We start from the raw sequence: 15,158 nt of genomic DNA on the forward strand, positions 1-15,158 counted from the left end.
AGAGAGTATAGAAGTGCGCCCTTTAGTTCCTAAAGGGATTTTCTTCTGACCCAAATTACATAAAATGTAGATCAAGACATTTCTAAGAGGTACTCTCAGATTTTCACAACATAAGGTTCATCTTCAATAATACTCTGATCGTGGGTAACAATGATAACCGTTTTACCTTCTTCATTGAGTTCGTGCAATAACCTCATAACAATATCTCTATTTTTCTTGTCAAGTGAGCCAGTAGGTTCATCTGCCAAAACAACAGAACATTTTTTCATCATAAGACGAGCTAAAGCAACTCTCTGTTGTTCACCACCGGAAAGCTGATAAACTTTTTTGTTAACTTCCTTTGATAACCCCACACGATTAAGAGCTTCTTTAAGTGATACTTTAGTTCGGCTTGATTTTTTAATCAAACTTAAATTTTCTTTAACTGTCTTATTTTCAAGCAGTGCAAAATTCTGAAAAAGAAACCCCACTGTATCCGCAAAAAAACTGTTTTTATTTTTAAGCCGGGTAATATTCAGCCCTTCGATTATGATACTGCCGCTATCCGGCTTTTCGATACCACCAATCATATTGAGCAAAGTGCTTTTTCCACTGCCGCTATCCCCGCTGATTACTACAAAACTTCCATCCGGAATTTCCAAATTAAAGTTGGAGAAAATTATTTTCTCTCCAAATGCTTTATTTAAGCCACGAATTATAATCATAAACATCCTCCCTTCAATGACTTTGAGATATTTGTTTTTTCAACCCACATAATATTTGTGAAAATGATTGCCATTTCAATAATGGTGAGCAATGATCCAATCAGTAAAGCAATCCCGACACTTGCGTTAGATATAAAAATCGAAACAATGCAAATCAATATCACAACGGCTATATTTTCTATGAGATTAACGGAAATAAATCTTTTGTGCCTTTCATAAAAGCTATAACCTAAAACCTTTTTGAGGGAGATTTCCATAGAGCTAAGTCTAAATTCCATTTTCGCTTCAGATACGATGATAGCGATATCTAACAGCAATACTAATACGCAAAGAGAGCTTATAAAGCTAATCAATTTTACAAGGAAACTATGACTATAAATGTAATCCTCTCCGACATTCGTCAGCATAAAATAGTGTGAACCAAGCTGTTCTGCATATTTTTTCGCAGCATTACGAATTGTGCTTTCATCGCATCCGTAGATTACCTCACCATTATATGTTCCTGTTTCGATATAACTTCCATTTAAAGCAACAGCCTCATTTGCCTGATAAATCACAATCGGATTTGTTACTCTTGACAATCCGTCAATAGCCTCTTCTCTGTTCGAATTGAGATAATAAAATTGCTCTCTGCCAGAATATTCTTTATAAACAACACGCAGTTCTTCTGCATTTTGGGTAAGAGAGCTAATTTCCTCTTTTGCGATATCTTTGTATGATTCCGCATTTCTTCCCTTTGGCACGAAGACCACGATATCCTCTTTTTCATCATCTTCAGTAAGCATATCAGAAAACCCTTGTAGCATATCTCTGGCATTATGATTTACAAAAATATAATTATCCGTATCGCTTATCCGGCTGCCTATGCAGACCACCGGATTTATAGTGTTGTATTCATTTTCGTAAAGTTCATTCCAAAATTTGCTCTCTGTAGATTCCTCCTCATTTTCTTCAAAAGGAGGTTCAATCTGCATAACTCCAAAATAATAATCATTATAATGATTTTCTAAAAGAGTCGTGTTTGTAAGTAAATTACCTTGAATGCTACTGAGATTTGTAGTTATTGTAAAAATTGTCATAGCAGTAGCAAATACTTTAAGACCGTTCAGAAGATAAAACATACCTTTTTTATCTGAAGCATTGGCAAAGGCTTTTTTTACATCAAAGCGGACAAAAGCAGCATAAGGAATTACGGAAAGAACTGCTCCGGCACAATACACTGCCAAAATGAGATGATCTTCATACGCTCCCGATATAAATTGAGAAACAAGCAACTTTGCTAAAACGAATAATGCAGCATATGAAATCATATCAGCCACTACAGCTTTTAGAGCAATCACAGCAGCATTTTCGCCCAGAGAAGCTCGTACAACTACTTCCTTTTGTCTGCGTATCACCTCAATCACATTAAGTACAATCATCAATATGGCAACCAAGCCCCAAACAATGAACATCATATCAGTTTCGGTTGATTGCCAAAACTCTGGCTGCGATATAGAATATTCTTTTGCCAAATCTTGATATGTGGCAATAATGTCATCATCATTACCGATATAGCTGACCATTATTTCCTGTCCATTGCCTGTGTTTTTTACTTCTCTAAAATCTTCAAATTCTATTACGGTGATTCCACCTATTAAAGCCGTATATGTTTTTTCCTCAATACCCATCGTGCTTTTAAGACTATCCCGAACAACGGTATCATCACCATAAATATAAAGTCTTGTCTGATAATTAGAAACTCTCTGATTAAAAGTCGAAAAAATATGAACACCATGCTTCTCAGCTGTATCTTCTGCATTGGCTAAAAATGAATCCATATCGTCATTAGTAGTTGTGTATCTGGACGATAAATAATAAGCACCATTAAAGTTCCAGAGCATATTTTGATATACTTCAGCTTGCATAACAAAAGCAAAAATAATCGTAATCAACAGCAATATATTTCTTATATGTTTCATTTGAAATTCTTAAACCTCCTTTGAATAGGTAACAGACACACGATTGCCCAAAATACTAATATGGATTTTTTCATACAACCACATTCTCTTGTTAAATTCCGATTTGTAAAACTGTTGCATTGATTATATCAAAGAATCATACTTGCAGCAATCCCCTTAAAACGAGAGGCAGGTGTGCCCTCCTGCCCCTCAAAAGGAAGGGAAGGTGAAAAATATATAGTCAACTGCTGTTTCCAGCAGCTATGAATCGTTACTTACCATAGAAGTCATGGTTTACTTCTGCTTTATAGTAATTACTACATGTTACCGGAGCATTATACAGTGTCGTGAGCATATAGCTTCGTATGTTGCGTACCTTTGTAGTATTGTTGCGAAGGCATTCCAGCACATACTCCATCGTATGAAAATCTATCTTCTCCAATCTGCTCCGAACAACATCATATGGGAAATCATATTTATTGATACGGATTACTGGCTGTTTAACCGCTATGGTCTCAACCATCAGCTCCACCAATTCGTTTATGTCCATCTTCTCTGTAGGATGGCACTGAAGCAATACGTCATAATCAATATTGTCTTTGATAAATGAGCGCACTTCATCCATCCTATCCATCGTATCAGTTTTCACGCCTGTGCCTGATGGAATGATAGGATAGGTAATCTCCTCCGTATTCTCTGTAGTATTCTCTGTATTTGTCTTACAAAACTTTGTATGAGGTGGTACATCGTTTTGTGGGAGGGTGTTACAAAATTTTGCAGGAGGGTCATACGAAGTTTTGTAGGGGGTGTTACAAAATTTTGTAGGAGGGTCATACAAAGTTTTGTATGAGGAGGTACAAAATTTTGTAACAGGCTTATTTGCTTGGTTTTCAGCCTGTTTTTGTATTTCTTCCCCTGTGTTTTCTACATCTTCGTCATCTCCTGGTATGTCCAGATATGTACATGTGTAAAGTCTATCAACGCATAGATCAATATACATGACATTATTTAAGACCATTCCGCTATTTGTTTCTATGTTACGGAATTCACGACGGATCACACCGATTTCCTCTAGTCTGTCAAACGCTGCCTTCACACTTCTCCGTGATTCTCCAAACTGCTCGGCAAAATCATTGTAGGTTTTCTGTAGCAAATCCTCTCGAAACTTTTTTCTGTAACCAATTGTCATGCCGCTATGCTCGTCCCGTACTTCCACAGGACGATACCAATACACGATTTCCGACAACACACAGATAGCGAGAAGGTATGGCTTGCCATTTTCACGCAAAATTGTTTTATACCAATTTACCGGTGTAACATTTCCACTGATGTTCATTTCTGCCAGCGCATCCACCGACGCATTACCAGTATTTACGATGTTTGTCATGCCTTCTCACCTCTTTTCTTCCATTCATCTAAAAGACTTATTATAACCTCTGTAATCTTCTCTTCTGTGTATTCATCATTAAAGTAGTCATCCAATCTGTCTGCTTTGAATGTTACTTTTCTTGGCTTTACCGACACCTGTTCCGGAAGCATGATGTTCCTCACTTCTTCCTGCGTAAGCATATTTTCCCGGCAGGATGCCTTTAGTCTTGCCGACTGCTCTATATTAGGGAATATATTCCTGTCGAGTATTATATCGAGTACCCACTGCTGCTGCTCCTCGTTCAGATACGAAAGATCAACACCCTGAATAAAACCAATCTTTTTCCTGTCAACAAAGTCAAGCAGTTCATCAGAGAGCTTTGCAAGTCTGATATATCGCTGAATCTTCTTTGCGTTCTCGCCGGTTTCCTCACTCATGATATCAAGGCTACTACCCTTATCTCCCTTAATGCCCTGATGTTTCATGGCATAGTAACGCATACTATACGCCCTTGCCTTTTCGCTTGGAAAGATATCTTCTCTCTGAATGTTACTGTCCACCATGACAATGGTAGCTTCATCATCATTCAGATTGCGAATGAACATCGGCATGGTATCAAGACCGGCAAGTTCACAGGCAGCCTTTCTTGTGTGTCCGGCAATAATTTCATAACCACCCTGCGGTCGCATTCTCGCAATTCCTGGAACAAGCACGCCATACTGTCTGACACTCTCTACCATTTCCTCCAGCTTATCTTCATGGATCTGAAACGGATGATTTCTGAATGTATGCAGACTTGCTAAAGGTATTTCTCGGATTTCACCACCATTTGCATTTGCCTGTTCCAGATTTTCGTTTGTACCAAACAGATCGTCAAATGATTTCATCTTTATCTTGGAAGCACTATTGGATTTATTCATCTGCAAGCACCTCCTTTGCGAGCTTCTTATACGCCGCCGCAACTTTTCCTCTTGGGTCATGCTTGAATATACTCACACCCTCTGCGGAAGTCTCTGCCGCTCTCACAGAATGTGGGATAACCGCACCAAACACACGGACATTTTTGCCATAGATTTCTTCCACCATGGACTTGATTTCCTTTGCGTAATTGGTACGTCCAACCATCTTTGTGAAAACGATTCCCTCTATCCCAAGATTCGGATTCAGATATTTCTTTGTCCTGCCAAGGGTAGTGATAAGCTGTTGCAACCCCTTTACGGAAAGGTACGCTGCTTCTATCGGTATGATGACCGAATCAGCCGCAGTCAGGGCATTCATTGTCACCATGCCAAGGCTGGAATTGCAGTCAATCAGGATATAGTCATACAAGTTTCTCACACTTGTTATGTACTCTTTCAATATGTACTCTCTCCGCATGGTATTTACCAATGTGACTTCCAGTCCGGAAAGTTCGATATTGCATGGAAGAAAAGATACTCCCTCCTCATGTACAATAACCCCTTCCCGCTTTCCATAATCTTCATCATTGATCACTTTACCCATGATCGTCGAGAGAGTAACATCAAGCTCATCAGGCTCTGCTACGCCAAGGCTTGATGAAAGGGATCCCTGACTATCCGCATCTATAAGTAGTACCTTCTTGCCTTCTCTTACCAAACCTATACCTAAGTTCACTGTTGTCGTAGTCTTTGCTACGCCACCTTTTTGATTCACGATTGCTATTACTTTACACATACCGTTGTACCTCCATTCCTATCGAATCACCATGCCACTTCCTACATAGTGACATTTTTCTTCTACCTGCATAACGTTACTTGGTTTCTTACCAGAATCCTTTTTCTTTCTTGATACTTCTGCATACACACGTTTATATTTATCTGTTCCAACATTATCGAAAAAAGTCGAAACATTATTTACTTCAAATCGTTTATCTCTCTGAAGTAAACGTACAAACCAACGTATGTCATTTTTTGTCCCTTGAAGCCTTATCTTTAACATATAGACACCTCCTTGAATAGAAAAATAAAAGGCAGGGATATTCAATATTTGTAATTAAATATCCCTGCCAAATTGGCTATTTTATTCACTTTTATTCATCAAAGAATATTGTGTCCCTCGTGTCGACTCTATAGCCGACAACGACATGAATTCTGTCCACTATCTGCTTTTTATGCCTTTTCACATCGGTTCTGCCGAAATTGAAAAAGCTGCAAAAGTGCGTAAATTCAAGGATTTTCACGAATCTGTACGACGTAGCCCTATTATAGTCTCCACAAGAGTTGTCTCAAGGAACACATCACCAACCACAAGCTTGCCATACTCTGTCACATCCTTGAATGCAACAGGCACAACATTCGGCTAACCATCTGAGCATGTGGCAAGATCCCACATTTCATTTTTTAATAATTTTATCACTGATTCTGTAAGCATAAGCACATCTCCTTTGTTTTTGATGCACCCATGATATTATATCTGCTCCCATCTGGTAAGATATCAGCAAATTTATGAGTTACTAATAAATTTGATAGCTTACTGATATTTTAGCATTTCCATAATCCATGCAGGTTACAATATGCATATACTTCTTCTACCTGTTCACCATCGCAAAGGCAAAAATCTGCTACCGGCTCCTGCCCTGGATTTAACTGTTTTCTGTATATTCCCTGGTTTGTATTTAATGTAATCCACTCAATGAAATGCTCTTCAAGCATTGGATGTTTTGTCTCTCCGACCACGACATGAACATGACTGTCTTCTATAGTATATACAGGTACATGCTTCTCGACAGCAGCATCTGTCACTCCGGCTTTTAATTCCTGCATAGGTTCTCCGCAACAAATTACAGGTACACCCTTATCCTTTACCTTTTCAACAATGTTTCCACAATGCTTACATATATAATACTTTACTTCCATGCCTTTTTCTCCTTCCATGTGTAAAATTTATAATTCAATTGTCTCCATAATCTTTTTCAATGAATCTGCAGATTCCTTAAGCTTTAACGCTTCCTCGCCACTTAAATTAATAGGTATATCAGACTCAATACCATCTGCACCTACAATAGCTGGCATACTTAACGATACTCCGTCAATATCATATACTCCATGAATCATGTGTGATACAGGAAGTATTGATTTTTCATCTCTCATAATCACTTCGCAGATTCTTTTTACAGACATTGCAATTCCATAATATGTAGCGTGCTTTTTGTTTATAATCTCATAAGCACTGTTCTTGACTGCTGTAGCTATTTCTGCCGTGTTTTCCTTGTGCTTGTAATGTCCACGCATTTCACACATTTCACTTAATGGAACACCAGATACATTGGCTGATGACCATGCTACAACTTCGCTGTCTCCATGCTCACCTACTATAAATGCATGAACACTCCTGCTGTCCACAGATAAATGCTCACCAAGCTTATATCTTAATCTGGCACTATCTAACACAGTACCCGATCCAATAACCCTGTTTTCTGGAAGTCCTGATAACTTTATGGCTACCTGAGTCAGGATATCTACCGGATTCGCAACTACAAGCATGATACCTGCAAAATTTCTCTTTGCTATTTCAGGAATGATTGACTTAAATATTGCTACATTTTTATTTACGAGATCAAGCCTTGTCTCTCCCGGTTTCTGTCCCGCTCCGGCAGATATGACAACAATTGCAGCATCAGCCACATCATCATAATCTCCGGCATATATTTTCATCGGACTCGCAAATGGAATACCATGACTGATATCCATCGCTTCTCCTTCTGCCTTGTTCTTATCTGCATCGATAAGGACAATCTCTGTAAACAAGCCACTCTGCATTAAAGCAAAGACTGACGCAGAACCGACAAAACCACAGCCTATCATTACTGCTTTTTTTGAATTAATCACTTGCTTTTTCGTAATAATCTCATCTCCTTAATAATTCTCTTCATGTACTTCAAAATAGCTCTGTGGATGATTACATACTGGACATACCTCAGGAGCCTTTGTTCCTACCACGATATGTCCGCAGTTACGGCATTCCCATACCTTAACTTCACTCTTTTCAAATACCTGTGCAGTTTCAATATTCTTAAGAAGTGCACGATATCTCTCCTCATGATGCTTCTCAATTTCTCCTACTGCTCTGAATTTTGCTGCAAGCTCAGGGAAACCTTCTTCTTCGGCTGTTTTCGCAAAGCCTTCATACATATCTGTCCACTCATAATTCTCGCCTTCTGCAGCTGCCGCCAGATTTTTCTTTGTATCACCAATTCCTGCTAATTCCTTGAACCACATCTTTGCATGTTCTTTCTCATTATCTGCGGTCTTTAAAAATAATGCAGACATCTGCTCATAGCCTTCCTTTTTCGCTACAGAAGCAAAATAGGTATACTTATTTCTCGCCTGAGACTCTCCTGCAAATGCCTCCTGTAAATTCTTCTCTGTCTGTGTTCCTGCATATTTGTTTACTGCCATCTCTTTTACCTCCGTTTTCTTTACTATTTTTCTCCCTGCATTTCGGGCAAATTCCTTTAAATGAAATATCATAATCCAAAAATTCAATTCCATGAATGTTACGAATTTTTTCCAGCAAATTCGGTAATTTCATCCATATCCGCAGCAAAAATCTCACTGCACTTTACGCACCTTTCTCTACCAATATATCAAGATTTTTTTGAATGGCATTTCTCCTGCTTGTCGACACTTGTTATTGGGATTAGTTCTTAATAAGGATTATATTCTGTTTTTATTTTATTGTCAAGAAAATAGTAATAATTCTCATTCTCTGACTTTCCTCTTTGCATTTTCTTAATCTCAGAGAAGGGTATGATGAAAAAGAATTGAAAGATGCAATCATGGATAATTCCCAAAAAATTCTTCTTGAATTAGATCGTGAATTTGCTTTTGTCAGCAAAGAATACCCTTTTTTGTCGGAGATGCTAAAAAATTTATTGATATGCTGTTCTACAACATACAAAAACACCGTTATGTTTTAATTGAAGTCAAGACAAGGGCATTGATTCCGGAGATATGGGACAATTAGGAACTTACATTGACAGTCGCTTTCGCCAGTGCTAGTATCTGCATTAGTTAGGTATGTCTAACGTGCTTGATTTTAGCACATTAACAAACAATTGGGAGAATATTTTTATGAAAATTTACGAATTCGGGGATAAAAATAAACCGAGCATCATGCTCTTTCCTGGCACCTGCTGCTATTGGAAAACCAACTTTGGACACGTTCTTGATGGGCTTCAGGAGCACTTTCATACTCTGGTTGTCAGCTACAGTGAATTTGACGATACGGAGAATTCTACATTTATTTCAGAGCTTGACGAAGTTCTGAAGGTTGAGAACTACATCAAAGATAAGCTTGACGGAAAGCTGTTTGCAGCATACGGCTGTTCCCTCGGAGGTTCATTTGTCTCTCTCCTGATCGGGCGTCAGAATATACATATAGATCATGGGATCATTGGTTCCAGCGACATGGATCAGGCGCCAAAGTGGCTGGCAAAGCTTGAGACAGCCATCATGATGCCTATGTTCTATCCTTTTATCACCGGCAAGGAAAGCGGTATTCTGAAAAAAGTATTTGAGAAGAAAATGAACGAAGGAAATGACAGTTCTGAATATATGAAGAAATTCATGGAGATCATGGGCAAAGGAAGTGGAATAGACTTTTCATTCATATCCAAGGAGTCCATGAAGAATCAGTTCTGCACCGACCTGTACACAAGCGTTGGAGAACACATAAACGTACCCGGAACGACTATCCACGTATTCTACGCCAAGAAAATGGGGGAGAAATATCTTGAGCGTTACAGGAAGTGTTTCGCCGATCCGGATATCTGTGAATTTGATCTGCAGCACGAAGAACTACTGCTTGACGCCGATCGCTGGGTTCATGAGGTCTGCAGGGTGTGCGGCATAAATCACACTTTATAGTCCTCGTATAATATTCAAATAATCCCTACTTCTTCATAATCATATGGACCGCCCCTGCAAATGACAGTACAACGATCAATTTACACAAAATTTAAGAGGATGGTGAATTGCCTCAGCAATACTCCCACCCTCTAGTGACTGATTTTTCTGTTGTCCGAACAACGAGACCGACCCTTACGTTCGGCATTGGAGCAAGGTTTTTCGCTGCCTGCCAGCGTCCTGTATCTTTCGCAACAGGATAGGTCACAAGCGATGTAACCTCGGATTGAATCGTGTCAGTCCACGTTGTTCTCATTATGCGCTGACCCCCAGCGAAATTCAATGAACCTGTAATTTAAAATCACTATGTTTTTATATACACTCATATACGCTCAAAAGTGGTTTAATTCCTATGTTTTTGGCTACCCCCATTTAACTTTTGCTTCAAACCATCGTAAGAAATTTTTTCTTTTAGATTTTTCTCTGTCTTTTCTATTTCTAGCGATACAAATGGTGGTTTAACTCCGTGTGATAATCCGATCACTCTATATCCTATATCATCAATTTGAATCTTTTTTCGTTATTTATTTTATTCCAAAAACATCTTCTGGGATTCCATCTGGATATATCGGATGACCCGCTGTGTATATCTCTACATTTGGCGCCATGAAACAATTGTCACCTATGGCCACCTTTGCAACATCAAGGATTGTACAGTTATAATTTGCAAAGAAGTTCTTGCCCACTTCTATATATGAACCGTAATCGCAGTAAAATGGTGGGGTGACACAAGCTCCATCAGACTTGCCAAACAGCTCCTTTACAACCTCTGATCTGCCGTTAAAATCCGAGCGTTCCATGAAGTTTAGCTTCTGCAATTTCCAGCCTACATAAGGATGGAACAGCTATCCCTCTATCCCGACTACAGAGGTGTCAGCCACTGGCATGACGATGTTGAGTTTATTATGATGATGGATGGCCAGATGACATATGACATAAATGGACAGAGCATTGACATGCAGACCGGGGAAGCTACTGCAAAACAAAATGCACATCTCTTTTCCAGAGATACCTGTCGGTATCACCCATGCAATACCTGAACAACTATCGCCTTGAAAAAGGATGTGCTATGCTTAGAAACTCTTCTATGTCCATGACCGATCTAGCGTTTTATGATTCTCTTTGCTCTCCCAACAGTAAACTGAATTATCGGCCCCGATACAATCACAGTAACAACCGTACACACACCAAACTTTCCCCCAAGAATCACACCTATCACAACCATGGTAGCATCAAGTATCATTCTGACTTTCTTCACCTGCCAGTGATTCTTCTCAGCAAGCGCAAATGTCACGGCCTCATATGAACCACGCCCAAGGTTTGCTGCCGCATACAGCCCTGTTCCCACCGCAAACAACACAATTCCGACGAGCATGATCAACATATTGAGCCACATGTATTTGCTGTAGACATGCATTTGCGCAAACAGATCAACACACAAGCTGTAAACGATCTGGTAAAGTATCGTTCCTATATGTATCTGCGATCTGTCATATATGAGAACAAACAAGATCATAATCACCGCCACGATAAACGACGCTGCCCCGATACTCACATGAAACGTACCGGATATTCCCTGCCATAATACCGCAAGCGTCGCACCACCAAATCCGGCATACAATGCCAGGGTTATACCATATGCGGCAATGACTGAACCAATTATTATAACAGCTATCTTCTTTATCCACTCTCTTTTACTCATACAACCTCCTATAGCCAAATAAAAAGACTATAGATAAAACTGTTGTGTTCAGAAACAGCAAAATCTATAGTCTTCTTACATGCCGAGACAAGCGCTTTTTAATTGTTGCTATATTAGATCATTTACAACTTTTTGTCAATAACTGGTATTTCATCCCCTACCACCTAGATACAAATTCAAGAGTCTTGTCAATTAAATTCTCTCCTATGCCTGAAAAGCATTTATTTCTTCTATCATCTTACTGACCGCCATGGAATATGGAATGTTTCGTCTCCAGGCAATCACAGTACTTGTCGTAATTTCAGGAAAAATTTTTCGTTGTACAAGAATGTCATCTCTCCAATACTTTGCAGCACCTTCGATTGATATCGGATACCCCAATCCATTTGCTGCCATGACTCCGGCATTGGTTCCAAGATTACTCGTAAAAGCAATCTGCAGTTTCGAAAAGTCTTTTCCAAACCAATTGGCGAGTTCACTTTGAACATTTTCTCTTTCGGGCAGGATCAATGGTTTTCCTATGAGATCTTCCTTTTTTATAAACTCTTTTTTGGCCAGCGGATCATCTGGCCGCATTCCAACACACCAGTGATCACAATCCGTAATCCGGATATAATCCAAACCTTCGGTGTCCACTGGCTCCAAGAACAATGCAATGTCTACAAGTCCTTTGCTCATCATCTCATACACTGCATCTGCTGTTGCAGTATGCAATGCAATCTGAACCAGCGGATATTTTTCTTTGTACGTTTTACATATCTTCGCCAATGTCTCCATTGCCGCAAATTCACCGCATCCAATGGTTATAGTGCCCTCTACTACCGTTTCTTTCCCTTTAAGTTCCTCTAGTGTTACTTCCTCAAGATTAAGAATCTCCAAGGCTCGCCTTTTTAATAGAATTCCCTCATCAGTAAGTGAACTTCTCTTCCCCCTACGAATAAATAATGTTACTCCAAGCTCCTCTTCAAATGCCGCCATTTGTCTTGAAAGCGTTGGCTGGGTAATATGCAATTGTTCTGCTGCTTTTGTAAAGCTCTGTTCCTTTGCTACTGTCAGAAAATAGCGTAATAGTCTTAATTCCATATCATTAAAGTCCTAATCTTCCCTTGTTTTTTTCAAACCTTTTAATCAGTTCTTTTCCCATTACTATAATTTCATTTCGCCAGGGATGACCGAAGATTCCACAATTCATTGAAATATCTTCCATTGGCGAGAATTATAATCCATTCGCCAGTGATGCCATCACGAATCCATCTTCTAAAACCCTCCCTTCATACTTCACATGGTCATTCACCACCACTCCAATGATTTTTGAGTTGTTTCTCGCAAGCAGAATGCCTGCCATATTCGGGATATATCCTGTCCTTTCAAGCTCCTGCTGAACACGTTTTACTGTTTCATCTGAAATCTTTTCTGTATTTCCATGAATCACTTTTGAGACAGTTGCGGTACTAAGTCCTAGTGCATCTGCGACATCCACAATCCTAATCCTGTTATGTATCATATCCATACCCTCTTTACCTGAATTTATAATTACATGGTACAATCAAAATCTGATTTTTACAAAGGTTAAGCGCATAACCCATAACAAAATCCTTATTATGTTTTTGTCGTATTTTACTAAAACGTTCTGTCCCTTCTTGCATAGTCCAAGCATTAGTCATTGATCTTGTATTTCTTATGAAATAAACTCTCTCCTCTTGTCCCTAATTCTCTCATAAATATCAATCGCCTTGTTAAATCCCTTGCCCAGTAATTCATCACATGCTTTATTCAGCGCATCCGGAAAAGCATTTGCCAAATAATCAAACCGCTTCATAGCCATTTGCTCTCCTAGTCCAATGTTAGCCGCTTCTCTTCTAAATGAATCTCTGGTGATCTTTTTAATATCATACTCATTCCCAATACTAAATGCCATATCTCTGGTACTGCTTGTATATATTACCGTACTCAATATGTCATATGCCGGTGCCAAGCATACTGTTTTCAACTCTTCATCATAAAGCAATGAAACATTTTTGATATGATTATCTGTATTGCCTATTAGGTAATTGAATATACATATATCCCACATTTTCAATTGATCTGCTATCGGGTTGAACGATTTCTGTCTTATGATCTCAAACATCATTTTTAAATATCCGGCATTATCACTCTCATATTTGTTATGCGCCGAAATTCCCATCGCTTGAGAGAAATCTTCCTGATGTAACCTGTACGGAACACTTAACCCATTGATTTTTTTTAATCCGTCCTTTATTGCACGATCATATCTTTTAGTTGCTAGCAAAACTTCCTCATCTCTGCCATCTCCGACATTGACTATAAAACTTTCAGGAATCTCTATTCCCATATTTCCTGCCGTCATCATACACAACTGCTCATTTGTAACTATTCCGTCAAGCCTTACATGACTCTGCTTTACTATATGTGTACTTGGCGCTGACCCTTTGGGTAAATACCAATCTTTATTATTTTCATCATAATATAACCCAACCTTTCCAGATGCTCCTGTAAGTGACAAATGTGACTTTGTGACTAACTCCGCAGTCTCCATTGCTCCTTCTCTTGCCAACTGACTAACCTCATCAATTGTCAATTTCTGATAATCTGCATTTACTACTTCGTTATTCTCATCTGTAATTTTTATTGCTCCCAGACACTCATTACCTAACCCGGCTAATAATGACAGATAATTATTTGCGTCTGTATGCAATAACCCAGCCACACATCTTCTGGTAAATCCTTCAGGTAACAAACCTTCAAAAAAATTCCTTGTATCATCAACGGAAAATGCATTTTCAGATAATGGCAAATGAATTGATATCGGTCTGGCTATGTTACTAGATAAATACTCTTCTGCATATGAGAATCTAGCATCTTCTTCTTTTTCTCCAATTATACGACCTACATATGTCTGCAAGCCACCAATCTCTATCCAAACCCCCAAATTTCTCATATTCTAACCTCTCTTTTCTACGAGAATATCCATTCCCAGTAAATTGATAATTGTAATTGCCTTTCCGATTTCTGCTGTAGCCTTACCTCTTTCCAAATCCGAAATAAAACTTACACTAAATCCTGTAAATTCTGCTATATAAGCCTGAGTATATTTCAGTTCTTTTCTTCTTATTCTGATTGCCTCACCCAAAGATTTTGAATCTATTATTTTCATACATATTCCTCGTCTTTCTATATCAAATTATCAACACATAACTTCATACGCATCATATGGTCGTACGGCTAAATTATATATATACGTTTTGCAAATAAGCCGTACGGCTAATTTTGTATAGTTCTGATTATACAATAAGCCGTACGGCTAAGTCAACTTTTCTTATATAAATAAAAACGCCAGAAGCCTTGTAAATTCAAGGTTTCTGACGCATATCAAACAGGGGATGAGAGAATCGAACTCCCACCAAAAGTTTTGGAGACTCCTATCATACCATTTGACCAATCCCCTATATACAGAAAAAATTTAACACCTGCTGCAGCGTTAAATTTTCCCGGTAC

At 38.8% G+C, this 15,158-nt stretch carries 18 protein-coding genes, 1 tRNA gene and 2 pseudogenes; 3 read left to right on the forward strand and 18 right to left on the reverse strand.

All coding sequences use genetic code 11. From position 1 onward, the window contains the following. Positions 1-95: 95 nt before the first annotated feature. The 10 genes and pseudogenes from ARA78_RS13255 to ARA78_RS14620 form a co-directional block, all read right to left on the reverse strand. On the reverse strand, positions 96-710 hold the full coding sequence (locus tag ARA78_RS13255) for an ATP-binding cassette domain-containing protein (RefSeq protein ID WP_082418104.1): 615 nt from the start codon (positions 708-710) through the stop codon (positions 96-98). After that, positions 701-2,665, reverse strand: a complete 1,965-nt coding sequence (locus ARA78_RS13260) for a hypothetical protein (protein WP_055280719.1) — start codon at positions 2,663-2,665, stop codon at positions 701-703. Before ARA78_RS13260 ends, ARA78_RS13255 begins: the two co-directional genes overlap by 10 nt. Before the next feature lie 250 nt (positions 2,666-2,915). Continuing rightward, positions 2,916-4,031 carry a DUF6017 domain-containing protein gene (locus ARA78_RS13265; protein ID WP_055280721.1) on the reverse strand — a complete coding sequence of 372 codons (1,116 nt, stop codon included), beginning with the start codon at positions 4,029-4,031 and terminating at the stop codon, positions 2,916-2,918. After that, positions 4,028-4,933 carry a ParB/RepB/Spo0J family partition protein gene (locus ARA78_RS13270; RefSeq protein ID WP_055280723.1) on the reverse strand — a complete coding sequence of 302 codons (906 nt, stop codon included), beginning with the start codon at positions 4,931-4,933 and terminating at the stop codon, positions 4,028-4,030. Before ARA78_RS13270 ends, ARA78_RS13265 begins: the two co-directional genes overlap by 4 nt. Further along, complete coding sequence (locus tag ARA78_RS13275; protein WP_008400179.1) at positions 4,926-5,708, reverse strand: ParA family protein; 783 nt, start codon at positions 5,706-5,708, stop codon at positions 4,926-4,928. Before ARA78_RS13275 ends, ARA78_RS13270 begins: the two co-directional genes overlap by 8 nt. A gap of 18 nt (positions 5,709-5,726) precedes the next feature. Continuing rightward, entirely contained in the window at positions 5,727-5,972 is a 246-nt protein-coding gene (locus tag ARA78_RS13280) for a hypothetical protein (protein WP_044998373.1), read from the reverse strand. A gap of 542 nt (positions 5,973-6,514) precedes the next feature. Then, positions 6,515-6,889 carry a desulfoferrodoxin family protein gene (locus ARA78_RS13290; RefSeq protein ID WP_055280725.1) on the reverse strand — a complete coding sequence of 125 codons (375 nt, stop codon included), beginning with the start codon at positions 6,887-6,889 and terminating at the stop codon, positions 6,515-6,517. Between the two features lie 27 nt (positions 6,890-6,916). Continuing rightward, positions 6,917-7,861: an L-lactate dehydrogenase gene (locus ARA78_RS13295; RefSeq protein ID WP_021739968.1), complete on the reverse strand. Its 945-nt coding sequence runs from the start codon at positions 7,859-7,861 to the stop codon at positions 6,917-6,919. A gap of 27 nt (positions 7,862-7,888) precedes the next feature. Continuing rightward, positions 7,889-8,431, reverse strand: a complete 543-nt coding sequence (rbr, locus tag ARA78_RS13300; protein WP_044998372.1) for a rubrerythrin — start codon at positions 8,429-8,431, stop codon at positions 7,889-7,891. A gap of 7 nt (positions 8,432-8,438) precedes the next feature. Further along, positions 8,439-8,604, reverse strand: a pseudogene (locus ARA78_RS14620) (transcriptional repressor); the annotation flags it as partial. A 207-nt stretch (positions 8,605-8,811) separates the two neighbouring features. Between ARA78_RS14620 and ARA78_RS14655 the strand changes: the two are divergent. Both ARA78_RS14655 and ARA78_RS13305 read left to right on the forward strand, forming a co-directional pair. Further along, positions 8,812-8,952 (forward strand): hypothetical protein, encoded by a 141-nt coding sequence (locus ARA78_RS14655; RefSeq protein WP_242849727.1) that lies wholly within the window; start codon positions 8,812-8,814, stop codon positions 8,950-8,952. A gap of 154 nt (positions 8,953-9,106) precedes the next feature. After that, positions 9,107-9,901, forward strand: coding sequence for a hypothetical protein (locus ARA78_RS13305; protein WP_055280727.1), 795 nt, complete (start codon positions 9,107-9,109; stop codon positions 9,899-9,901). Positions 9,902-10,464: 563 nt separating this feature from the next. On the opposite strand, the gene ARA78_RS13310 is transcribed toward ARA78_RS13305, so the two are convergent. Beyond that, positions 10,465-10,740: a hypothetical protein gene (locus tag ARA78_RS13310; protein ID WP_330376015.1), complete on the reverse strand. Its 276-nt coding sequence runs from the start codon at positions 10,738-10,740 to the stop codon at positions 10,465-10,467. 36 nt (positions 10,741-10,776) lie between these two features. On the opposite strand from ARA78_RS13310, the gene ARA78_RS13965 reads away from it, so the two are divergent. Continuing rightward, entirely contained in the window at positions 10,777-10,980 is a 204-nt protein-coding gene (locus ARA78_RS13965) for a cupin domain-containing protein (RefSeq protein ID WP_156329494.1), read from the forward strand. A gap of 62 nt (positions 10,981-11,042) precedes the next feature. On the opposite strand, the gene ARA78_RS13315 is transcribed toward ARA78_RS13965, so the two are convergent. From ARA78_RS13315 to ARA78_RS13340, 7 genes and pseudogenes are all read right to left on the reverse strand, one after another. Next, positions 11,043-11,642: a YczE/YyaS/YitT family protein gene (locus tag ARA78_RS13315; protein WP_055280729.1), complete on the reverse strand. Its 600-nt coding sequence runs from the start codon at positions 11,640-11,642 to the stop codon at positions 11,043-11,045. A gap of 204 nt (positions 11,643-11,846) precedes the next feature. Beyond that, a complete protein-coding gene (locus tag ARA78_RS13320; protein WP_055273975.1) occupies positions 11,847-12,725 on the reverse strand; it encodes a LysR family transcriptional regulator in 879 nt (292 codons plus the stop codon). A 4-nt stretch (positions 12,726-12,729) separates the two neighbouring features. After that, entirely contained in the window at positions 12,730-12,849 is a 120-nt protein-coding gene (locus ARA78_RS13785) for a DUF2716 domain-containing protein (RefSeq protein ID WP_082419795.1), read from the reverse strand. Between the two features lie 24 nt (positions 12,850-12,873). Then, positions 12,874-13,146 (reverse strand): annotated as a pseudogene (locus tag ARA78_RS13325) (LacI family DNA-binding transcriptional regulator); the annotation flags it as partial. Between the two features lie 174 nt (positions 13,147-13,320). Further along, the gene (locus tag ARA78_RS13330; RefSeq protein WP_055273971.1) at positions 13,321-14,601 is read right to left on the reverse strand and encodes a type II toxin-antitoxin system HipA family toxin; all 1,281 of its coding nucleotides are present in this window, start codon (positions 14,599-14,601) and stop codon (positions 13,321-13,323) included. Between the two features lie 3 nt (positions 14,602-14,604). Next, positions 14,605-14,817: a helix-turn-helix domain-containing protein gene (locus tag ARA78_RS13335; RefSeq protein ID WP_004853489.1), complete on the reverse strand. Its 213-nt coding sequence runs from the start codon at positions 14,815-14,817 to the stop codon at positions 14,605-14,607. A 220-nt stretch (positions 14,818-15,037) separates the two neighbouring features. Next, a tRNA-Trp gene (locus ARA78_RS13340) sits at positions 15,038-15,108 on the reverse strand. Positions 15,109-15,158 lie beyond the last annotated feature (50 nt).

Origin of the sequence: Coprococcus eutactus, assembly GCF_001404675.1 — a bacterium.
Taxonomy (GTDB): Bacteria; Bacillota; Clostridia; order Lachnospirales; family Lachnospiraceae; genus Coprococcus; species Coprococcus aceti.